The sequence below is a fragment of the Klebsiella sp. 10982 genome, assembly GCF_048589245.1.
Lineage (GTDB): Bacteria > Pseudomonadota > Gammaproteobacteria > Enterobacterales > Enterobacteriaceae > Klebsiella > Klebsiella quasivariicola.
Genome location: NZ_JBMAXV010000044.1, coordinates 1 through 21,600, shown reverse-complemented (window position 1 = coordinate 21,600; position 21,600 = coordinate 1). Strand labels below are relative to the sequence as shown.

The window sequence follows — 21,600 nt, the reverse complement described above, 5'->3', positions numbered from 1 at the left end:
TGCCTCTAATTACATTTGCGCCATATTAAATCTGCATTTTCTTAGCAATTAATTAATACAAAATATCAATTAAAAGCCTATTCCTAAAACCTTTGTTTATATATGGGTAAAACTTCTACTCATATCAAAAAATAATCAATTCAAAGGGGATATATTCAAAATACCTAATGAATCATGGGATTACTTCTGCTGCTTTATCTTCGGAGCGACTGCTCTGGAGAGGGATCGCCGCATCTCATGCTTCTCCCGATAAGACGCAGAAATAATACCGGCAGGCAGGTGTTGGTCATTTCTTTTGGTCTGCGTGGACAGGCTCTGGGGGCTGCATGGAATTTGCGATACAACTCATTATTATCTTAATTTGTCTGTTTTATGGTGCCCGAAAAGGCGGTATTGCGCTGGGGCTGCTGGGCGGCATCGGTTTGGTTATCCTCGTCTTTGTGTTCCATCTTCAGCCGGGAAAACCGCCGGTTGATGTAATGCTGGTGATCATTGCCGTCGTGGCCGCCTCGGCGACGCTACAGGCGTCCGGCGGGCTGGATGTCATGTTACAGATTGCCGAGAAGCTGCTGCGGCGTAACCCGAAATATGTCTCTATTGTGGCGCCTTTTGTCACCTGTACGTTGACCATCCTCTGCGGTACCGGACACGTGGTTTACACGATCCTGCCAATTATCTACGATGTGGCGATTAAGAATAACATTCGTCCGGAGCGGCCGATGGCGGCCAGCTCCATAGGTGCCCAGATGGGGATCATCGCCAGCCCGGTTTCGGTGGCGGTGGTCTCGCTGGTGGCGATGCTGGGGAATTTTACCTTTAACGGGAAACACCTGGAGTTTCTCGATCTGCTGGCGATAACCATTCCGTCCACACTGCTGGGCATTTTAGCTATCGGCATCTTCAGCTGGTTCCGTGGCAAAGATCTGGATAAAGATGAAGCCTTCCAGGCGTTTATTGCGGTACCGGAGAACCGCCATTACGTCTATGGCGATACGGCGACGCTGCTGGATAAAAAGCTGCCCACCAGTAACTGGATTGCGATGTGGATTTTTCTGGCTTCCATTGCCGTGGTTGCTCTGCTCGGCGCCTTTTCCGAACTGCGCCCGGAATTTAACGGTAAGCCGCTGTCGATGGTGCTGGTGATCCAGATGTTCATGCTGCTTTCCGGAGCGCTGATCATTATCATCACCAAAACTAACCCGGCGTCGATTTCCAAAAATGAGGTCTTTCGTTCGGGAATGATCGCTATCGTCGCGGTGTACGGCATCGCGTGGATGGCGGAGACCATGTTCGGCGCGCACATGACCGAAATTAAAGGCGTACTCGGGGAGATGGTAAAAGAGTACCCGTGGGCTTATGCCATTGTGCTGCTACTGGTATCGAAGTTTGTGAACTCACAGGCGGCAGCGCTGGCGGCGATTGTGCCGGTGGCCCTGGCCATCGGCGTCGATCCGGCCTATATCGTGGCTTCTGCGCCGGCCTGCTATGGCTACTATATTCTGCCGACTTACCCAAGCGATCTGGCGGCGATCCAGTTTGACCGCTCAGGCACCACCCATATTGGCCGCTTTGTCATTAATCACAGCTTTATCCTGCCCGGGCTCATCGGCGTCGGCGTCTCCTGCGTGTTTGGCTGGGTATTCGCTGCGATGTACGGCTTTCTGTAAGAGAGGACGGGCGCCGGCAGCGACGCCCGTTAAATCCGAGAGATTATTGCGCGAGGGGCAGACGACGATAGAGCTCGATCATATCGGTCGCCAGATCCTGGATGACCATCGCGTTCATCAGGTGGTCCTGAGAATGCACGGTGATCAGGTTGACTGGTAACTTACCGCTGCCTTCATCCAGGCCGATAAGCTGGGTCTGGATTTTATGCGCATGTTTGACGAACTCATGGGACTCGGCCATGGCCTGTTCGGCTGCGGCAAAATCACCTTTGCGCGCCAGCTGGAGTGCGGTGAGCGCCGCGCTGCGTGCAGAACCGGCATTGACCAACAGCTCCATGATGATCGTTTCTAAATCTTCCATCGCTTACTCCAGCATCTTAAGGGCTTTATCCAGGACGGCATCACCTTTCATCATGCCGTAGTCCATCATATCGATTACCGCGACCTTCTTGCCGAACGGATCGGCCAGCGCCTGCAGCTTCGCCTGCTCATATTTCACCTGCGGGCCGAGCAGAATAATGTCGGCGGCGGCCAGATTATCTTTAAACTCGGCGACCGGTACGGCCTTGATTGAGACTTCAACACCTTTCTTCTGCGCGGCATCTTGCATACGCTGAACCAGCATGCTGGTAGACATACCGGCAGCACAGCACAAAACGATATTCTTCATAGTCAGTGGCCCTTGTGTTCCGTAATGTCTTATCTTTATCGCGGCCCTGGCGATGCGACAACCGCTTTACCGTGATTGTGTGTAAGTCATCACACAAAAATTGAAACCGGTTTCATTTTTGCCGATAAAAATAAAAAAGCCCACCGAAGTGGGCGGCCGCGTCCTGTTGTCTCACGCGCGGAGGATGCGGTTTTTACCTTGTTGCTTGGCTTTGTAAAGTGCCTCATCGACGCTCACCACCAGTTTATCCAGCGGCTCCATATTCCATTCCCCCAGTCCGGCGCTAAAGGTGACCGTCAGGCCATCTTCGCGCCAGGTGCGCCGCTCGACGTTGACCCGCCACGTTTCCAGCAGCGTACGAGCGTTATCGATATGTTCGGCAGGAAAGACCACTGCGAACTCTTCACCGCCGTAGCGATAAAGGGATATTTCCAGCGGCTGGAGAACCTGCAGCCCTTCGCGGGCGACGTTGCGCAGGACGATATCGCCGTTCAGGTGCCCCCAGGTATCGTTGATCGATTTAAAGTTATCGATATCGACCAGCGCGAGAGCAAACGGCTGGTGATCGTTCATCAACGCCGCGATATCGCTGTCGAAGGCGCGGCGGTTTTTACAGCCGGTAAGGGCGTCGATGGTCGCCTGACGGACGTAGGTCAGTTCACGCTGTTTATTGGTTTCAATCGCTTTACTCAGCATCGCCTCAAGGCGCGGGGCGCGTTTGACATCGCCCGTTTTAATCGCATTGATGATATTCATTAGCACGGTACGGGAGGCATGACGCAGATAAAGACCGAACAGGATGATGATGATCGCTGCGAGGGTGAAACCGCCGATCACTAAATTGGTCTCATGGCGCGTCAGATTGACCAGGGTTGTATTATCGACACGGAAAATCACGAACCAGTCGGGATTGGTAAAAGAGTAGTAGTAATACCAGGTGTCGCTTTTAGTATCGTAAAGCTGCCCCTCGCCGCTGGTCATTTTATCCATCAGCTCGTCGCTGACGAAGGGTTTAAACAGCGCCCCCGGGTCGGAGTGCAGGACCACTTTGCCATCCCGCTGCACCACAAAAAACTCCCCCTGCACGGGCGCCACCATCTGCCGTAGCGCGAAACCCATGGAGGTGAGATCGAGATGAAACGCCAGACTTCCCTTGAGTTTCCCCTCTGGGGTGATGACAGGTTTGAAAATGGTAATCGTCGGATGGTGGGTGAAATAGTCCATATACGGGCTGGTGTAATGGCTGAAGGTGCTGGCTTCCGCCTGTTTGATAAACCAGGGCCGCGTTTTGGGATCGAAAGCCCGGCTGTCTTCATTTTCCAGCACCTCCGGGGCGCGCAGATAGTGGCCCTCGGTATCCGCCAGTGAAATGGAAGAGACGCTTGGCATCATGTTCTGTAACTGCATCAACGTGGTTAACCCTTTCTCCGGCTCCACGTTTACCGCGCGATTCAGTTCGTCATTGCGGGCAAAGAAGATGGCCGCGCGCCCGAGAATAAAATCGTTTTCCCGCAGCAGGGTTTCCGTATAGTTGATCGCCAGGTTATGGGTAAAGTTGCGGTTAATATCGTGATAATCTTCGAGAAAATCTTTCCGCTGCGCCAGGGTGACAAAAACAGCAATCAGCATAAAACTGAGCAAAATTCCGGCAAACCCTACGACGATCGGTGTCGTAAAAGAGAGCTTTCTGTTGTGTAGCGCCATGAATCGTTAATCGTCCCGGATGTATAAACCAAGGGTCCGAACGCAGGTTGCGTCTGCGACGCCTGCCGATCGAATCAGTTAACTATCGCTTAATTATAACTCTGAGACTTTCATCTATCGTGATTTATATTTTTTGATGATGAATTGAGCCCGTGCAGCGCGGAGAGGCAGGGCGAAAATGAGGAAGAAAAGGTTCGCCCTGGTCAGCGTCCGCTGCTGACCCGGGCAGAATAGAAAAACGGCGCCGGGCGGACCAGCCTCGGTTTTTCATCTCTCGTGCAGGCACGCAAAATTATCAGGCGCTTACACTGTGCATCATGAGGTTTGCGAAGCGCGTCCCAGCCAGCTATCCCAGTCTTTCCATACCGGCTGCAGACCGCGAGCGGCCAGCGCGCTGGCGACCTCTTCAGGGCGGCGATCGTCGTGCGGGGCAAATTGCTCCAGCTCCGGATGATCGTCGGCGTAGCCGCCAGGCTGGGTTTTAGAGAAGGCGCTGACGTTGTTAATCGCTAGCGGGATAACCCGGTCGCGGAACCAGGGTGATTCGCGGGTCGAGAGCGACAGCTCAACCTCCGGCGCCAGCAGGCGGAAGGCGCAGATGGTCTGCACCAGCTGGCGCTCATCCATCAGCGAGGCCGGTTCAATGCCGCCAGCGCAGGGACGCAGGCGCGGGAAGGAGACCGAATAGCGGCTGCGCCAGTAGCGTTGCTGCAGCCACAGCAGGTGTTCAGCGACCATAAAGCAGTCCACCCGCCAGCTGTCGGAAAGGCCGATGAGCGCGCCAAGACCGATCTTATCGATCCCCGCCGCGCCTAAGCGATCCGGCGTATCCAGTCGCCAGAAGAAATCCTGCTTTTTCCCTTTCAGATGGTGCTGGGCGTACATGCTTTCATGATAGGTCTCCTGATAGACCATCACCCCGTCGAGCCCCAGGGTTTTCAGCTCGGCATACTCTTCGGTCGCCAGCGGCTGCACCTCCATATGCAGCGAGGCAAACTGGCGGCGGATAGCTGGCAGGTGCTGGCGGAAATAATCCATTCCCACCTTGCCCTGATGCTCGCCGGTCACCAGGAGCAGATGCTCAAAGCCGAGGTCGCGGATCGCGGCGCACTCGCGGGCAATCTCGGCGGCATCCAGCGTCTTGCGCTTAATGCGGTTGCTCATTGAGAAGCCGCAGTAGGTGCAATCATTGGCGCACAGGTTGGAGAGATACAGCGGCACGTAGAAGCTGACGGTATTGCCGAAGCGCTGGCGGGTAAGCCGCTGCGCGCGCTGGGCCAGCGGTTCAAGATAGTTAGCCGCCGCCGGCGAAAGCAGGGCCATCATGTCATCGCGGGTCAGCTGTTTTGCCGCCAGCGCCCGTTCGACATCGGCGGCGGTTTTGCTGTTGATGCGCAGGCGGATGTCGTCCCACTCCAGCTGCCGCCAGCGATCGCTAAAGGTTTTCATGCCAGCGCCTCCAGGAATCCGGTGAGCGGGCTGGTGGCCTGGGCCTGCGCGCTGCGCGCCCCCGGTCCGGCCTGATGGGCCAGCAAGCCTGCCTCGACCGCCATGCGGAAGGCGCGAGCCATGGCGACAGGATCGTCGGCGACGGCAATAGCGGTATTGACCAGTACCGCATCCGCGCCCATCTCCAGCGCCTGCGCCGCATGGCTCGGGACGCCGATCCCGGCGTCGACCACCACCGGGACCGTCGCCTGCTCGATAATGATCTCCAGCATGGCTTTGGTTTCCAGCCCCTGATTGGAGCCGATCGGCGCGCCCAGCGGCATCACCGCTGCGCAGCCCACCTCTTCCAGTCGTTTACACAGCACCGGGTCGGCACCGCAGTAGGGCAGCACCACGAACCCTTCGCGCACCAGCAGCTCCGCCGCCTTCAGGGTTTCAATCGGGTCGGGCAGCAGCCAGCGGGCGTCCGGGTGGATCTCCAGTTTCAGCCAGTGGGTGCCTAAGGCTTCCCGCGCCAGGCGGGCGGCAAACACCGCTTCTTCCGCCGTCTTGGCGCCTGAGGTATTCGGCAACAGGCTGACCCCCGCCGCCAGCAGCGGGGCGAGGATGGCGTCATTGTGCTGGCGTAAATCGACGCGCTTCATTGCCAGGGTTACCAGCTGGCTGCCCGAGGCACGAATCGCTTCGACCATCACCTCTGGGGCGGCGAATTTACCGGTACCGGTAAAAAGATGGGATTCAAATGTTTTGTCTGCAATACGTAACATGTCAGCCTCCAGCGATAACCTGAAAAAGCAGGACTCGATCGCCTTCCTGCAAGAGATGATCTTCCCACCGTTCGCGCGGCAGGATGTGTTGATTGAGCGCCAGCGCAACGCCCGGCTGCAGCTGTTCGAGCTGGGTCAGCAGGGCGCTGACGCTGAGGTTGTCCGCACATGCCAGCGGCTCGTCGTTAAACCAAATCTGCATGTTGCCCTCCGCATACCGGGCAGTTCTGCACTTTTTGCAGCGCAAGGTTGCGCCAGTTGCTGGTGCGGGCGTCAAACAGCCGTAGCGTGTTGCGCGGCGTCGCCATGCCGATAAGGAGCTTTATGGCCTCCAGCGCCTGCAACGTGCCCATCATGCCGACCACCGGACCGACGACCCCCGCGGTGCGGCAGTTACGCTGCGGTTCGTCGCTATCCGGCCACAGGCAGCGATAGCAGCCCTGCGTCCAGGGCGGGGTGAGCACCATCAGCTGACCGCCGAAGCCGACGGCGCTGGCGGTGACTAACGGGGTATCGAGGGCCACGCAGGCAGCGTTGATCGCCTGGCGGGTCACCATGTTATCGGTGCAGTCCAGCACCACGTCCGCTTTTGCCACCTCAGCGCGCAGCGCCTCACCGCTCAGACGCTGCTGCAGCGCAACCAGTTTGATCTGGGGGTTTAGCTGGCTAAGCCGGGTCTGTGCCGCCGCGGCTTTTGGCTGGTCGATATCCTCGCTGGTGAACAGGATTTGCCGCTGCAGGTTGCTGAGATGTACGGCGTCGTCATCGGCCAGGATCAGCGTCCCGACGCCAGCCCCGGCAAGATAGAGCGCCGCCGGAGATCCCAGCCCGCCAAGGCCGATAATCAGCGCCCGGCTGGCTAACAGTTTCTGCTGCCCCTCGATGGCGATATCTTCCAGCAGCAGCTGGCGGCTATAGCGCATAAAGTCATGATCATTCATCGCCCGCTCCCGCCAGTGCCAGCAGCTGGTCGGTCGCTGCCCGCCAGTCCGCCGCCTGGGTAATAGCGCTGACTACGGCGATGCTGCCGACGCCGGTCGCCAGTACGCCCGGCGCTTTTTCCAGACTGATGCCGCCTATCGCTACCGTCGGATAATCGGCCAGACGCTGAATATGCCCGGCAAGCTGTTCGAGGCCCTGCGGCGCCGAAGGCATCTGTTTAGTTTGCGTCGGGAAGACGTGACCCAGGGCGATGTAAGAGGGGCGTGCCGCCAGGGCGACATCAATCTCCATATCGTCGTGAGTAGAGACGCCAAGACGCAGCCCGGCCTGGCGGATGGCGCTCAGGTCGGTGGTTTCCAGATCTTCTTGTCCGAGATGCACGCCATAGGCCTGGTGCTTAATCGCCAGCTGCCAGTAATCGTTAATGAACAGTCGGGCGTGATAGCGGCGACCAAGGGCGATGGCGGCGATGACGTCATCCTCCACTTCGCTGTCGCGCCGGTCTTTGATGCGTAACTGAAGGGTACGTACCCCAGCTTCAAGCAGGCGTTCAATCCACGCCACGCTGTCCACCACCGGGTAGAGTCCGAGACGAAACGGGACGGGTGGAAAATCAGGTTGATACATCAGGCTTCCTCCTGTTTCAGGTAGATTTCGCCGCCGCGGGCGCGGAAGTTATTCGACATATCGGCCATGCCGGCTTCGATACTTTGCTTCGCGGCGTAGTCGCGGACCTCCTGAGTGATTTTCATCGAACAGAATTTCGGCCCGCACATGGAGCAGAAGTGGGCGACTTTGCCGGACTCCTGCGGCAGGGTTTCATCGTGATAGGCCCGCGCGGTGAAGGGGTCGAGCGCGAGGTTAAACTGGTCTTCCCAGCGGAATTCAAAACGCGCTTTTGACATCGCGTTGTCGCGGATCTGCGCCCCGGGGTGGCCTTTCGCGAGGTCGGCGGCGTGGGCGGCGATTTTGTAGGTAATCAGCCCCTGTTTGACATCCTCTTTGTTGGGCAGGCCGAGATGCTCTTTTGGCGTGACGTAGCACAGCATGGCGCAGCCAAACCAGCCAATCATTGCCGCGCCGATACCGGAGGTGAAATGGTCGTAGCCCGGCGCGATATCAGTAGTGAGCGGGCCTAAAGTGTAGAACGGCGCTTCGTGGCAGTGCTCCAGCTCTTCGGTCATATTGCGGCGGATCATCTGCATTGGCACGTGGCCGGGGCCTTCAATCATCACCTGCACGTCATATTCCCAGGCGATTTTCGTCAGTTCGCCGAGGGTATGCAGCTCGGCGAACTGCGCCTCGTCGTTGGCATCCTGAATCGAGCCGGGGCGCAGGCCATCGCCGAGGGACAGCGACACGTCATAGGCGGCGCAGATTTCACAGATTTCGCGGAAGTGCTGGTAGAGGAAGTTTTCCTGATGATGCGACAGGCACCACTTGGCCATGATGGAACCGCCGCGCGAGACGATCCCGGTCAGCCGCTTCGCGGTCATCGGCACGTAACGCAGCAGCACCCCGGCATGAATCGTGAAGTAGTCGACGCCCTGTTCGGCCTGTTCCAGCAGGGTATCGCGGAAGGCTTCCCAGGTCAGGTTCTCGGCAATGCCGTTGACCTTCTCCAGCGCCTGGTAAATCGGGACGGTACCAATCGGCACCGGGCTGTTGCGCAGGATCCATTCGCGGGTCTCGTGGATATAGCGGCCGGTGGAGAGGTCCATTACCGTGTCGGCGCCCCAGCGGGTTGACCAGACCAGCTTCTCGACCTCTTCTTCGATGGAAGAGGTCACCGCCGAGTTGCCGATATTGGCATTCACTTTCACCAGGAAGTTGCGACCGATAATCATCGGCTCGGATTCCGGGTGGTTGATATTGGCCGGGATGATGGCTCGCCCGGCAGCGACTTCATCGCGGACGAACTCGGGGGTAATGTTGTCCGGCAGGCGGGCGCCAAAGCTTTCTCCGGCATGCTGCTGGCGCAGCACCTCGCTGCGGATACGCTCGCGGCCCATGTTTTCGCGAATGGCGATGAATTCCATCTCCGGGGTGACGATCCCCTGGCGGGCATAGTGTAGTTGCGTCACGCATTTGCCAGCGACGGCGCGTTTAGGCGTCAGCAGGCCGCCGAAGCGCAGTTCATCAAGGCCATCGTCGGCCAGCCGCGCTTTGGTATAGGCCGAGCTGCGTTCGCTGAGCGGCGCGCAGTCGTTACGCGCGTCGATCCACGGTTGGCGTAGTTTTGCCAGTCCCTGGCGGACATCAATGTTGATCTCCGGGTCGCCATAAGGGCCGGAGGTGTCGTACACCGGTATCGGTTCATTGGCTTCGTACCGGGGATTATCTTTATCGCCGCCGATGAGCGTCGGGCTGAGCTGGATTTCACGCATCGGGACGCGGATATCAGCCTGTGAGCCTTGAATGTAGATGCGGCGCGAATTGGGAAAAGCGGTACCTGCCAGCGTATCAATGAATCGCTGCGCGTGCTCGCGTTGTTCCCGACGGGTGAGTTTGGTAGTAGACATAGCGCATTCCAGTTAAAAAAGGAGATGGCTTGTCAGACGACGGATGGAGTAACAGATGCGACCAGCCCGGAACGGGCAGGTGCGACCAGCAGTTTACTCTTGTTCCCTTCGCAGGTATTAGCCTGATCAGGTTCCGCGGATCCCGAATAAACGGTCTCAGCCTTTTCCACTTCAGCTTTCGTGTGGAAAATAGGCACTCCGACAAGATGAAATCCCTCCGCAGAGGGATAATGTACGTAAATTACTCGTTAACGGTTCACAACTCAAGCGGTCGGCGCAATATTATCGCGCACGTCATTGCTCAGATTATGGGCGACGGCGAGGGCGATGAGTTTATCTTCCAGCGCGAAACGCGCCTCCAGCGATTCGCCGATATCCGACAACGCCTGCTGAAATTCAAGGTAGTTATCGTGATCGATAGCGTTTTCGAGGCAGGTATCGTAGTAGTCCATCATCTGCTGGGTATTGGCTTCCAGCTGTGGGTAAAGCCGGTTGGCGGCTAAAAGTGGGGTATCGCCTTCCATTTCGCCAATAATGCGTTCATAAATACTAAAATGACCGGATGAGAGGTAATCCACCAAACTTTGGCAAAAGTCATCCAGCGCCTTTTCGTTTAGCCGCATAAATGACTCTTTGCCCGGTTTCAGGCCAACCAGATTGTAGTAAGCCACGAGCAGATGCTTACGCACTTGTAGCCAGCGATCGACCAGTTCATTACTACCGCCAACGCGCTCCGTCAGGTTTTCCAGCTGGTTTAGCATGATTGACTCCGCTAGTTTTGATTTAAAATCTGCTCACCAAAATGTAAATATAATGTTAACAACATGCCAGTGAAGCAAAGGTAGTGCAATAGATATGGATCGTATTATTGAAAAATTAGATCGCGGCTGGTGGGTTGTCAGTCACGAACAAAAATTATGGTTGCCTGGTGGAGAATTACCACATGGCGAAGCGGTTAATTTCGATCTTGTCGGCCAGCATGCGCTGCATATTGGCGAGTGGCAGGGCGAGTCCGTGTGGATGGTGCGTCAGGATCGCCGTCATGACATGGGATCGTTGCGCCAAGTGCTGGATCAGGATCCGGGCCTTTTCCAGCTGGCAGGTCGGGGGATCCAGCTCGCCGAATTTTATCGATCGCATAAATTTTGCGGCTACTGCGGCCATCCGATGCATGCCAGCAAAAGCGAATGGGCGATGCTGTGCAGCCACTGCCGTGAACGCTACTACCCGCAAATTGCCCCCTGCATTATCGTCGCTATCCGTCGCGACGATTCGATCCTGCTGGCGCAGCACACCCGACATCGCAACGGGATACACACCGTGCTGGCCGGGTTTGTTGAGGTTGGCGAAACTCTTGAGCAGGCGGTGGCCCGCGAGGTGATGGAGGAGAGCGGTATCCGGGTGAAAAACCTGCGCTACGTGACCTCGCAACCGTGGCCTTTCCCGCAGTCGCTGATGACCGCCTTTATGGCGGATTACGCAGATGGCGATATCGTGGTCGACAAAAAAGAGTTACTGACCGCGGACTGGTATCGCTATGACGATCTACCGCTTCTGCCACCGCCGGGGACGGTGGCGCGCCGGCTTATCGAAGATACCGTCGCGATGTGTCGGGCAGAGTTCGAGTGACATGTTACACTGGGCGTATCAACGCTAAAGGAATGTAAAAATGACCGAACTGAAGAACGATCGTTACCTGCGCGCGCTGCTGCGTCAGCCGGTTGATGTCACCCCGGTGTGGATGATGCGCCAGGCGGGCCGCTATTTACCGGAGTACAAAGCCACCCGTGCGCAAGCGGGCGACTTTATGTCGCTGTGTAAAAATGCCGAGCTGGCCTGCGAAGTGACGCTCCAGCCGCTGCGCCGTTACCCGCTGGATGCGGCGATCCTCTTTTCGGACATCCTGACGATCCCGGACGCCATGGGTCTGGGGCTGTACTTTGAAGCTGGCGAAGGTCCGCGCTTCACCTCGCCGATAAAAAGCAAAGCCGACGTCGACAAGCTGCCAATCCCGGATCCGGAGCAGGAACTGGGCTATGTCATGAACGCCGTGCGTACCATTCGCCGCGAACTGAAAGGCGAAGTGCCACTGATCGGCTTCTCCGGTAGCCCCTGGACGCTGGCGACCTACATGGTGGAAGGCGGTAGCAGCAAAGCGTTCACCGTGATCAAAAAGATGATGTACGCCGAACCGCAGGCGCTGCATGCGCTGCTGGAGAAGCTGGCGAAGAGCGTCACCCTGTACCTCAACGCGCAGATCAAAGCCGGCGCGCAGTCGGTGATGATTTTCGACACCTGGGGCGGGGTGCTGACCGGTCGCGACTATCAGCAGTTCTCGCTCTACTACATGCATAAAATTGTCGATGGCCTGCTGCGGGAGAATGAAGGCCGCCGCGTGCCGGTGACCCTGTTCACCAAAGGCGGTGGCCAGTGGCTGGAAGCGATGGCGGAGACCGGCTGTGACGCGCTGGGACTCGACTGGACCACCGATATCGCTGATGCTCGCCGTCGTGTAGGTCACAAAGTGGCGCTCCAGGGCAATATGGACCCGTCGATGCTGTATGCTCCCGCCCCGCGTATTGAAGAGGAAGTGGCGACTATTCTCGCCGGCTTCGGCCAGGGCGAAGGCCATGTTTTTAACCTTGGTCACGGCATCCATCAGGATGTCGACCCGCAGCATGCGGGCGTCTTTGTTGAGGCGGTGCATCGTCTTTCCACACCCTATCATCAATAGGAGATAAGCCGTATGGATTTAGCCGCGCTACGTACCCAACAACAACAGTTAGCCGCGTCGGTCGAGCGAGCGGATCGACTGGATCGCGACCCGCCGGCGTTGATCGGCGGCGCGGATGTCGGGTTTGAGCAGGAAGGGGAAGTGACCCGGGCTGCGATGGTGCTGCTGACCTGGCCTGAGCTTGAGCTGGTGGAGTATCAGGTGGCGCGCGTCGCCACCACCATGCCCTATATTCCCGGCTTTCTCTCGTTTCGCGAAACACCTGCGCTGCTGGCGGCGTGGGAGCAGCTTTCGCAAAAACCGGACCTGCTCTTCGTCGACGGCCACGGTATCTCCCATCCCCGGCGGCTCGGCGTCGCCAGCCATTTTGGTCTGATGATTGACGTGCCGACCATCGGGGTGGCGAAAAAACGGCTGTGCGGAAAAATCGGCGAACTGGGTGATGAGCCCGGCGCACTGGCCCCGCTGATGGATAAAAATGAGCAACTGGCCTGGGTCTGGCGCAGCAAAGTGCGCTGCAACCCGCTTTTTATTAGCACCGGTCACCGGGTGGGCATGGACAGCGCCTTAATGTGGGTTGAGCGCTGCATGCGAGGCTATCGTCTCCCCGAGCCGACGCGCTGGGCCGATGCGGTGGCATCCCGTCGTCCGTCGTTTGTGCGTTGGCAAGCAAATCACGGCTGATTCAGGTACACTGCGCCTAATTTCTGACTTCGAGAATTCATCATGTTACAAAACCCGATTCACCTGCGCCTGGAGAAGCTGGAAAGCTGGCAGCATGTCACTTTTATGGCCTGCCTGTGCGAGCGTATGTACCCTAACTACGCCATGTTCTGCAAGCAAACCGAGTTCGGCGACGGCCAGCTGTACCGTCGTATCCTGGACCTGATCTGGGAAACGCTGACGGTTAAAGATGCGAAGGTGAATTTCGACAGTCAGCTGGAGAAGCTGGAAGAGGCCATCCCGGCGGCAGATGATTTCGACCTGTACGGTGTTTACCCGGCTATAGACGCCTGCGTGGCGTTGAGCGAACTGATCCATTCGCGTCTGAGCGGTGAAACACTTGAGCACGCGATTGAGGTGAGCAAGACATCCATCACCAGCGTGGCGATGCTGGAAATGACCCAGGCCGGTCGCGAAATGACCGATGAAGAGCTGAAAGCGAACCCGGCGGTAGAGCAGGAATGGGATATTCAGTGGGAAATTTTCCGCCTGCTGGCCGACTGTGAAGAGCGTGACCTTGAGCTGATAAAAGGTCTGCGCGCGGACCTGCGTGAGGCCGGTGAGAGCAATATTGGTATAAATTTTCAGCAGTGAGACCAGAAAACGTGATTTACCGCCTGAATTGTAGCGTCTGAAGGCTTCCATTCCGCCCCCCGTCTGGTCTACATTTGGAGGGCGAAAAAAAGTGGCTATCGGTGCGTGTATGCAGGAGGGTGCTTTTTTGGCATTTCCGTCGCACTCGATGCTTAGCAAGCGATAAACACATTGTAAGGATAACTTATGAACAAGACTCAACTGATTGATGTAATTGCGGACAAAGCTGACCTGTCCAAAGCACAGGCTAAAGCTGCCCTGGAATCTACCCTGGCTGCAATTACTGAGTCTCTGAAAGAAGGTGATGCTGTTCAACTGGTTGGTTTCGGTACCTTCAAAGTGAACCACCGCGCTGAGCGTACTGGCCGCAACCCGCAGACCGGTAAAGAGATCAAAATCGCTGCAGCTAACGTGCCGGCATTTGTTTCTGGCAAAGCACTGAAAGACGCAGTTAAGTAAGACCGCGTGGCAGTGAACAGTTTTATCGAAGGGGCTATTAAGCCCCTTTTGTCTGTCTGGCGCCGGCCTCTGGCGCTGGCGGGCATCCTGTTGCTGACTGCCTGCAGCCACGACGCCTCGCTTCCACCGTTTACCGCCAGCGGTTATGCGGATAATCAGGGGGCGATGCGTATCTGGCGTAAAGATTCAGGTGATGAAGTCCATCTTCTCGCCGCTTTCAGCCCGTGGCGTCACGGGGATACCTCGACCAGTGAATATCGCTGGCAGGGCGATCAATTGACGTTTATCGAACTCAATGTCTACGGTAAGCCGCCGGAACATATTCGCGCCCGCTTCGACGCGCAGGGCGATCTCAGCTTTATGCAGCGGGAAGTCGACGGGCAGAAGCAACAGCTCTCCAGCGACCAGGTCGCACTGTATCGTTATCGCGCCGAGCAGATCCGCCAGACCAGCGATGCTCTCCGCCAGGGACGCGTCGTCCTGCGTCAGGGGCGCTGGAACGCTGCCGCGCATACCGTGTTGACCTGTGAAGGTCAGACGGTTAAGCCTGACCTCGATAGCCGGGCCCTGGCGCATATTGAACGTCGCCAGAGTCATTCCTCCGCCGCGGTGAGCATCGCCTGGCTGGAGGCGTCTGAAGGCTCTCAACTATTGCTGGTCGCCAATGAAAACTTCTGCACCTGGCAGCCGACAGAAAAAAGCTTCTAACGATTACCAGTGGTTCATGCCCCTATGACCACCGCCGTTACCGCGGCAGCCGTTGTATCCCATTCCTGCGCCACGGGGAACGCCCGCCTCAGCCAGGGCGACATCAAACTTCACCCGCTGCTGATCCAGCTTCTGGCGTAAGCCTTCCATCTCCTGAGCGACAGCTTCAATCTTTCCACTGTCCGGCTTTTGCGTCGTGAGCAGCGCATTGTACTCATAGCGTTTGGACTGCAGCTGCTGGCGCAGGGCGCTGGTTTGCGCAGCGTAATCGTTATGCAGCTTTTGCGCGGTAGCCTGCTGCTCCTGGGTCAGCTGGCTGTAACCCTGATTGCCCATCCCGGTGTTATTGCCCCAGTGATGGTTGGCCCAGGCCGCGTTGCTGCCAAAGGTCAGTACGGCAAGGGTGACGAGGGTGAGAGGTAAGTTACGGTTCCGTTTCATGGCATTATCTCCTGTGTGGTTTCTCTCGTTATTGCATCTTCCATGCCAGCCTGAAAAAGCCCGCCCGTACGGGCCTGCCGGAGGAGCCGATGGGGAAGGTGAGTAAAAATGACCCGTTCCTGGCGGGTCAGGTGGGTCATTTTTACTCGCTAAACCGCAGGCGATATGTTTGAGAACAGGATTGACGGCGTGGGAAAATGGCATGATTTCTGCTGAAGGATCCTGCAGAAAGCGAAAAAGAGATGACAAGGACTCACCGATGAAGATCAAACCTTTCTCCCGGCACGCCACTGCGGACGCCCTGAGCTGGCTGCTGACCGGCACAATGGTGCTGTTGGTCATGCTGTTCTCCGTAATGATCGTCCGCGACTACGGTCGTGAGACGACCGCCGCCCGACAAACCATTGAGGAGAAGGGGAGCGTGCTGATCCGCGCGCTGGAGTCTGGCACGCGCGTCGGGATGGGGATGCGTATGCATCATGCGCAGCTGCAGGCCCTGCTGGAAGAGATGGCCTGGCAGCCTGGAGTGCTGTGGTTCGCGGTGACCGATGAAAACGGTAAAATCATCGCCCATAGCGATCCGCAACATGTGGATAACGCGCTGTACAGTCCGGCGCAGATGCGCGAACTCCACGTGAGCGAACAGGCCCGCTGGCGCCGGCTTAGCGAACCGCAGCCGGCGCTGGAGATCTATCGCCAGTTCCGCCCGCTCAATCCTGCTCGCGGCCATCATATGGGGATGATGAATCGCGGCAACAGCGCGCTGGCTCAGCCCACTGTCCCGCAGGTGATTTTTATCGCCTTTGATAGCCGCGAGCTGGATGCGGCGCAGGCCCGCGGCCAGCGTAACATGATGATCATGCTGGGTGCCGCGGCGCTGGTCATCGCGGCGACGATCCTCGCTCAGTTCTGGTTCCGCCGCTATCGTCGCTCACGCCAGCAGCTGCTGGAGGCGATGGCCCGCAAAGAAAAGCTGGTGGCGCTTGGCCATCTGGCGGCGGGTGTCGCGCATGAGATCCGCAATCCGCTCTCTTCGATTAAAGGGCTGGCGAAGTATTTTGCCGAACGCACTCCCCCAGGCGGCGAAGCGCAGCAATTAGCCCAGGTGATGGCGAAAGAAGCCGACCGCCTGAACCGGGTGGTCAGCGAGCTGCTGGAGCTGGTCCGGCCCGCGCATTTAAATTACCAGCCGGTGGATATCAACGCGCTTATCCGGCACTCATTGCAGCTGGTAAGCCAGGATGCGCAGAGTCGCGGGATCGCGCTGCAATTTACTCCGCGCCCTGATTTAACCACGATCAACGCCGATGCTGACCGCCTGAACCAGGTGCTGTTGAATCTGTATCTGAACGCGATGCAGGCGATTGGCCGCGACGGCGTCATTCGCGTATCGGCAAGCGAAGCCGATCGTCAGCGGGTGAAAATCGTCGTCACGGATAGCGGTAAGGGGATGAGCGATGAAGAGCTGCAGGCCATCTTCACACCGTATTTCACCACCAAGGCGGACGGCACGGGGCTGGGGCTGGCGGTAGTGCAGAATATTATCGAACAACATGGCGGGACAATCCGCGCCGAAAGCCAGCCGGGGGCCGGAGCGATATTTACGCTTTGGCTACCGGTGGAGGCTCAACGGAGGGAAGATGAGCAGCGATAAAGTACAGATTCTGGTTGTCGATGATGACGTCAGCCACTGCACAATTCTGCAGGCGCTGCTGCGCGGCTGGGGCTATCAGGTGGCGTTAGCTCACAACGGCCTGCAGGCGCTGGAGCAGATCCATCAGCAGGTCTTCGACTTGGTGCTGTGCGATATCCGTATGGCGGAGATGGACGGTATCGCGACGCTAAAAGAGATTAAGGCCTATAACCCGGCGATACCGGTGCTGATCATGACGGCGTTTTCCAGCGTTGGCACGGCGGTAGAGGCCATTAAGTCCGGGGCGCTGGATTACCTGGTCAAACCGCTGGATTTTGACACCCTGCAGCAGACGCTGGTTCAGGCGCTGGCGCACACGCAACAGAGCGAGAGCGATCCCAGCGTTGCGACGGATTCACGGTGGGGCATGATTGGTGATAGCCCGGCGATGCGGGCGCTTATCAACAATATTATGTTGGTGGCGCCCTCAGATGCGACGGTGCTGATCTGCGGCGAATCGGGAACGGGTAAAGAACTGGTGGCGCGCGCCATCCACGCCTGCAGCGAGCGCCGCGAGAAGCCGCTGGTGACGCTAAACTGCGCGGCGCTGAATGAGTCGCTGCTGGAGTCCGAGCTGTTCGGTCATGAAAAAGGGGCGTTTACCGGGGCGGATCGGCGGCGGGAAGGGCGTTTTGTCGAGGCGGATGGCGGCACGCTGTTCCTTGATGAAATTGGTGATATCTCACCGCTGATGCAGGTGCGTCTGCTGCGGGCGATTCAGGAACGCGAGGTGCAGCGCGTTGGCAGTAACCAGACGCTTGCCGTTGATGTGCGGCTGATTGCCGCTACCCATCGTAATCTGGCGGAGGAGGTGAGCGCCGGGCGCTTTCGCCTGGATCTCTATTATCGCCTGAACGTCGTGACCATTGATATGCCGCCGCTGCGTCAGCGCCGGGAAGACATTCCTCTACTGGCGCAACACTTTCTTAAGCGCTATGCCGAACGCAATCGCAAAACGGTGCAGGGGTTTACGCCGCAGGCGATGGATCTGCTGATCCACTACCCCTGGCCGGGTAATATCCGTGAACTGGAAAACACGGTGGAGCGGGCGGTGGTGCTGCTGACCGGAAACTATATCTCCGAACGAGAACTGCCGCTGGCGATAGCGGGCACGCCGTTGCCGTCGGGTGGTAGCGAGAACGCGCTGATTCAGCCGTTAGTGGAAGTTGAAAAAGAAGTCATTCTTTCGGCGCTGGAAAAAACGGGCGGCAACAAAACTGAAGCCGCCCGTCAGTTAGGCATTACGCGGAAAACGCTGCTGGCAAAACTTAGCCGTTAGCTTTTTCACGTTCGATGGCGCGCCAGCCGATATCGTTACGGCTAAAGCTGCCGTCCCAGTGAATATCGGTCAGCAGTTGATAGGCGCGCTGCTGCGCCTGCGCCACGGTTTCACCCAGCGCGGTCACGCACAGCACGCGCCCGCCGTTGGTGACGACGCGCTGGTCGTCTGCCAGTTTGGTGCCGGCATGGAAGACTTTACCATCTGCCGCTTCCTGCTGCGGCAGGCCGAAGATCTCATCACCCGTGTTGTAATTGCCCGGATAGCCGCCGGCGGCAACCACCACGCCCAGCGACGCGCGGTCATCCCACTCGGAGGTTTTCTCGTCCAGCTTGCCCGCGCAGGCGGCGAGGCACAGCTCGACCAGGTCGGACTTCATGCGCAGCATGATCGGCTGGGTTTCCGGGTCGCCAAAGCGGCAGTTGAACTCAATCACCTTCGGGTTGCCCTGCTTGTCGATCATCAGACCGGCATACAGGAAACCGGTATAGGTGTTGCCTTCAGCGGCCATGCCTTTCACGGTTGGCCAGATGATCCGCTTCATGGTGCGCTGATGGACTTCATCAGTGACCACCGGCGCCGGGGAGTACGCGCCCATCCCGCCGGTGTTCGGGCCGGTATCGCCGTTGCCGACGCGCTTGTGATCCTGGCTGGTGGCCATTGGCAGGACGTGCTCGCCGTCAACCATCACAATAAAGCTGGCTTCTTCGCCATCGAGGAACTCTTCAATCACGATGCGGTGGCCTGCATCGCCAAAAGCGTTACCGGCCAGCATATCTTTGACCGCCGCTTCGGCTTCCTCAAGGGTCATCGCCACGATAACGCCTTTACCCGCCGCCAGACCGTCGGCTTTGATGACGATCGGCGCGCCTTTCTCGCGCAGGTAAGCCAGCGCAGGCTCCACTTCGGTGAAGTTCTGGTATTCCGCCGTCGGAATATGATGACGAGCGAGGAAATCTTTGGTGAAGGCTTTTGAACCTTCCAGCTGCGCGGCGCCTTCGGTTGGCCCGAAGATGGTCAGCCCTGCGGCACGAAACGCGTCGACTACGCCAATGACCAGCGGCGCTTCCGGGCCCACGATGGTCAGATCGATGTTCTCATCCTGGGCGAAGCGCAGCAGGGCCGGAATATCGGTAACGCCGATGGCGACGTTTTGCAGCGACGGCTCCAGGGCGGTACCGGCGTTGCCCGGCGCGACGTAGACGGTATCAACTAGCGGCGACTGGGCCGCTTTCCAGGCCAGGGCGTGCTCACGCCCGCCGTTGCCGATTACTAATACTTTCATCTGTAGCTCCGTGAATTAATGGCGGAAGTGGCGCATGTCGGTGAAGATCATGGCGATACCATGTTCGTCAGCGGCGGCAATCACTTCGTCGTCGCGGATAGAGCCGCCCGGCTGGATCACACAGGTGATGCCCACTGCGGCTGCGGCATCAATGCCGTCGCGGAACGGGAAGAAGGCGTCAGAAGCCATGGCGGAGCCTTTCACTTCCAGACCTTCGTCACCGGCTTTAATCCCGGCAATTTTCGCCGAGTAGACGCGGCTCATCTGACCGGCGCCTATCCCGATGGTCATGTTGTCTTTGGCATACACGATGGCGTTGGATTTGACGAATTTCGCCACTTTCCAGCAGAACAGCGCATCGCGTAGCTCTTGCTCGGTTGGCTGGCGTTTGCTGACCACTCGCAGTTCACCCGCGGTGACCATGCCGAGATCGCGGTCCTGAACCAGCAGGCCGCCATTAACACGTTTGAAATCGAGGCCGGCAACGCGAGCATCCCACTGACCGCAGGTCAGTACGCGGACGTTCTGCTTCGCGGCGGTGATCTTCAGCGCTTCTTCGCTGGCGGACGGCGCAATGATCACTTCGACGAACTGGCGAGAGATGATCGCCTGCGCGGTTTCCGCATCCAGCTCGCGGTTAAAGGCGATGATGCCGCCGAAGGCGGAGGTTGGGTCGGTTTTGTAAGCGCGATCGTAGGCGTCGAGGATTGAGTCGCTGACGGCAACGCCGCATGGGTTGGCGTGCTTAACGATCACGCAGGCCGGTTCATTGAACTCTTTCACGCACTCCAGCGCCGCATCGGTATCGGCAATGTTGTTATAGGAGAGCGCTTTGCCCTGCAGTTGGGTGGCGGTCGCTACGGAGGCTTCTTTTACATTCTCTTCTATATAGAAGGCAGCCTGCTGGTGGCTGTTTTCGCCATAGCGCATATCCTGTTTCTTAATAAAGTTCAGATTCAGGGTGCGCGGGAAGCGGCCTGCGGCTTCTTTGCTTTCGCCGTGATAGGCCGGAACCATGCTGCCGAAGTAGTTAGCGATCATGCTGTCGTAAGCGGCAGTATGTTCGAAGGCTTTAATTGCGAGGTCGAAGCGGGTGTCCAGCGTGAGGGAACCGTCGTTAGCGTCCATCTCATTAATGATGGCCTCGTAGTCGCTGCTCTTCACTACGATAGCGACATCTTTATGGTTCTTCGCCGCGGAGCGCACCATCGTCGGGCCGCCGATATCGATGTTTTCCACCGCGTCTTCCAGTGAGCATCCTTCACGAGCGACGGTCTGGGCGAACGGGTAGAGGTTAACGACAACCATATCGATAGGCGCGATACCGTGTTGCTGCATGATACCGTCATCCTGACCGCGACGACCGAGGATGCCGCCGTGTACTTTCGGATGCAGGGTCTTCACGCGTCCATCCATCATTTCCGGGAAACCGGTGTAGTCAGAGACTTCGGTAACCGGCAGGCCTTTATCTGCCAGCAGGCGAGCGGTGCCGCCGGTGGACAGCAGCTCGACACCACGAGCGGAAAGCGCCTGCGCGAATTCGACGATACCGGCCTTGTCAGAAACACTGAGCAGGGCGCGGCGGACTGGACGACGTTGTTGCATGGTATTAAATCCCCAGGATTTGAACATTACAGAGAGCGTTAGGTGAGTTTTTGCCTAAAAACTCACCTAACGCACCCAACCGGGCATCCGTGTCATAGCGCGGCATTGTAACGAAAACGTTTGCGCAACGCTCGCGAATTTTTATCTTTCTCTCCCGGCCGATGAATCTCCTTCTATATAGCTGGCGATCCGCGGGGCTTGCGGTCGTGTTTTGACGCTCTCCTGTGGATAATTCTGTGTGTAAAGAGGTATAAAGCGGGGTTTTGCTGGGGAATGCAGCAGTCAGTCATTTTTCTGCCATTTTTCTGTTGCGGGCGCTCGAGAACTCCCTATAATGCGCCTCCATCGACACGGCGGA

General features: G+C 57.8%; 22 protein-coding genes and 1 riboswitch. Of the genes, 9 read left to right on the top strand and 13 right to left on the bottom strand.

Features of this window, described 5'->3' with window-relative positions; all coding sequences use genetic code 11:
* The first annotated feature begins 326 nt into the window (after positions 1-326).
* Positions 327-1,667: an anaerobic C4-dicarboxylate transporter DcuB gene (dcuB, locus tag ACKLKD_RS23470; RefSeq protein ID WP_025713261.1), complete on the top strand. Its 1,341-nt coding sequence runs from the start codon at positions 327-329 to the stop codon at positions 1,665-1,667.
* Between the two features lie 43 nt (positions 1,668-1,710).
* On the opposite strand, the gene ACKLKD_RS23465 is transcribed toward dcuB, so the two are convergent.
* The 10 genes from ACKLKD_RS23465 to ACKLKD_RS23420 all read right to left on the bottom strand — a co-directional run bounded on the left by ACKLKD_RS23465 (position 1,711) and on the right by ACKLKD_RS23420 (position 10,482).
* The gene (locus ACKLKD_RS23465) at positions 1,711-2,028 is read right to left on the bottom strand and encodes a PTS lactose/cellobiose transporter subunit IIA (RefSeq protein ID WP_004206755.1); all 318 of its coding nucleotides are present in this window, start codon (positions 2,026-2,028) and stop codon (positions 1,711-1,713) included.
* 3 nt (positions 2,029-2,031) lie between these two features.
* A complete protein-coding gene (locus ACKLKD_RS23460) occupies positions 2,032-2,337 on the bottom strand; it encodes a PTS sugar transporter subunit IIB (RefSeq protein ID WP_002884150.1) in 306 nt (101 codons plus the stop codon).
* A gap of 171 nt (positions 2,338-2,508) precedes the next feature.
* Positions 2,509-4,041 (bottom strand): sensor domain-containing diguanylate cyclase, encoded by a 1,533-nt coding sequence (locus ACKLKD_RS23455; RefSeq protein WP_025713262.1) that lies wholly within the window; start codon positions 4,039-4,041, stop codon positions 2,509-2,511.
* Positions 4,042-4,356: 315 nt separating this feature from the next.
* Positions 4,357-5,490 (bottom strand): 2-iminoacetate synthase ThiH, encoded by a 1,134-nt coding sequence (gene thiH, locus ACKLKD_RS23450; RefSeq protein WP_025713263.1) that lies wholly within the window; start codon positions 5,488-5,490, stop codon positions 4,357-4,359.
* Positions 5,487-6,257, bottom strand: a complete 771-nt coding sequence (thiG, locus tag ACKLKD_RS23445; protein WP_025713264.1) for a thiazole synthase — start codon at positions 6,255-6,257, stop codon at positions 5,487-5,489. Before thiG ends, thiH begins: the two co-directional genes overlap by 4 nt.
* Position 6,258: 1 nt before the next feature.
* On the bottom strand, positions 6,259-6,459 hold the full coding sequence (thiS, locus tag ACKLKD_RS23440) for a sulfur carrier protein ThiS (protein ID WP_025713265.1): 201 nt from the start codon (positions 6,457-6,459) through the stop codon (positions 6,259-6,261).
* Positions 6,443-7,198 carry a HesA/MoeB/ThiF family protein gene (locus ACKLKD_RS23435; protein WP_025713266.1) on the bottom strand — a complete coding sequence of 252 codons (756 nt, stop codon included), beginning with the start codon at positions 7,196-7,198 and terminating at the stop codon, positions 6,443-6,445. Before ACKLKD_RS23435 ends, thiS begins: the two co-directional genes overlap by 17 nt.
* Positions 7,191-7,826: a thiamine phosphate synthase gene (gene thiE, locus ACKLKD_RS23430; protein ID WP_025713267.1), complete on the bottom strand. Its 636-nt coding sequence runs from the start codon at positions 7,824-7,826 to the stop codon at positions 7,191-7,193. The genes ACKLKD_RS23435 and thiE overlap by 8 nt, the downstream gene beginning before the upstream one ends.
* Entirely contained in the window at positions 7,826-9,721 is a 1,896-nt protein-coding gene (thiC, locus tag ACKLKD_RS23425; RefSeq protein WP_087805915.1) for a phosphomethylpyrimidine synthase ThiC, read from the bottom strand. The genes thiE and thiC overlap by 1 nt, the downstream gene beginning before the upstream one ends.
* An 86-nt stretch (positions 9,722-9,807) precedes the next feature.
* Positions 9,808-9,932: riboswitch (TPP riboswitch) on the bottom strand.
* A gap of 52 nt (positions 9,933-9,984) precedes the next feature.
* Positions 9,985-10,482 (bottom strand): Rsd/AlgQ family anti-sigma factor, encoded by a 498-nt coding sequence (locus ACKLKD_RS23420; RefSeq protein WP_025713269.1) that lies wholly within the window; start codon positions 10,480-10,482, stop codon positions 9,985-9,987.
* Between the two features lie 94 nt (positions 10,483-10,576).
* Between ACKLKD_RS23420 and nudC the strand changes: the two genes are divergently transcribed.
* The 6 genes from nudC to ACKLKD_RS23390 all read left to right on the top strand — a co-directional run bounded on the left by nudC (position 10,577) and on the right by ACKLKD_RS23390 (position 14,939).
* Positions 10,577-11,350, top strand: coding sequence for an NAD(+) diphosphatase (gene nudC, locus ACKLKD_RS23415; RefSeq protein WP_080898035.1), 774 nt, complete (start codon positions 10,577-10,579; stop codon positions 11,348-11,350).
* Positions 11,351-11,390: 40 nt separating this feature from the next.
* Positions 11,391-12,455, top strand: coding sequence for a uroporphyrinogen decarboxylase (hemE, locus tag ACKLKD_RS23410; RefSeq protein ID WP_008807993.1), 1,065 nt, complete (start codon positions 11,391-11,393; stop codon positions 12,453-12,455).
* Between the two features lie 12 nt (positions 12,456-12,467).
* Positions 12,468-13,139: a deoxyribonuclease V gene (gene nfi, locus ACKLKD_RS23405; RefSeq protein ID WP_008807992.1), complete on the top strand. Its 672-nt coding sequence runs from the start codon at positions 12,468-12,470 to the stop codon at positions 13,137-13,139.
* A 42-nt stretch (positions 13,140-13,181) separates the two neighbouring features.
* Positions 13,182-13,772 (top strand): YjaG family protein, encoded by a 591-nt coding sequence (locus ACKLKD_RS23400; RefSeq protein WP_012543208.1) that lies wholly within the window; start codon positions 13,182-13,184, stop codon positions 13,770-13,772.
* A 186-nt stretch (positions 13,773-13,958) separates the two neighbouring features.
* The gene (hupA, locus tag ACKLKD_RS23395; protein ID WP_002884342.1) at positions 13,959-14,231 is read left to right on the top strand and encodes a nucleoid-associated protein HU-alpha; all 273 of its coding nucleotides are present in this window, start codon (positions 13,959-13,961) and stop codon (positions 14,229-14,231) included.
* 12 nt (positions 14,232-14,243) lie between these two features.
* The gene (locus ACKLKD_RS23390; RefSeq protein ID WP_012969176.1) at positions 14,244-14,939 is read left to right on the top strand and encodes a DUF1481 domain-containing protein; all 696 of its coding nucleotides are present in this window, start codon (positions 14,244-14,246) and stop codon (positions 14,937-14,939) included.
* Positions 14,940-14,942: 3 nt separating this feature from the next.
* On the opposite strand, the gene zraP is transcribed toward ACKLKD_RS23390, so the two are convergent.
* Complete coding sequence (gene zraP, locus ACKLKD_RS23385; protein WP_012969175.1) at positions 14,943-15,380, bottom strand: zinc resistance sensor/chaperone ZraP; 438 nt, start codon at positions 15,378-15,380, stop codon at positions 14,943-14,945.
* A gap of 259 nt (positions 15,381-15,639) precedes the next feature.
* Here zraP and zraS point away from each other — a divergent pair, with 259 nt between their 5' ends.
* Together zraS and zraR are read left to right on the top strand one after the other, a co-directional pair.
* Positions 15,640-17,034 carry a two-component system sensor histidine kinase ZraS gene (gene zraS / locus ACKLKD_RS23380; protein ID WP_063105981.1) on the top strand — a complete coding sequence of 465 codons (1,395 nt, stop codon included), beginning with the start codon at positions 15,640-15,642 and terminating at the stop codon, positions 17,032-17,034.
* Complete coding sequence (gene zraR / locus ACKLKD_RS23375) at positions 17,021-18,352, top strand: sigma-54-dependent response regulator transcription factor ZraR (RefSeq protein ID WP_087805917.1); 1,332 nt, start codon at positions 17,021-17,023, stop codon at positions 18,350-18,352. Before zraS ends, zraR begins: the two co-directional genes overlap by 14 nt.
* Here zraR and purD read toward each other — a convergent pair.
* Complete coding sequence (purD, locus tag ACKLKD_RS23370) at positions 18,342-19,637, bottom strand: phosphoribosylamine--glycine ligase (protein WP_087805919.1); 1,296 nt, start codon at positions 19,635-19,637, stop codon at positions 18,342-18,344. The two genes, zraR and purD, sit on opposite strands and share 11 nt — an antisense overlap.
* A gap of 15 nt (positions 19,638-19,652) precedes the next feature.
* The gene (purH, locus tag ACKLKD_RS23365; protein ID WP_080924952.1) at positions 19,653-21,242 is read right to left on the bottom strand and encodes a bifunctional phosphoribosylaminoimidazolecarboxamide formyltransferase/IMP cyclohydrolase; all 1,590 of its coding nucleotides are present in this window, start codon (positions 21,240-21,242) and stop codon (positions 19,653-19,655) included.
* Positions 21,243-21,600 lie beyond the last annotated feature (358 nt).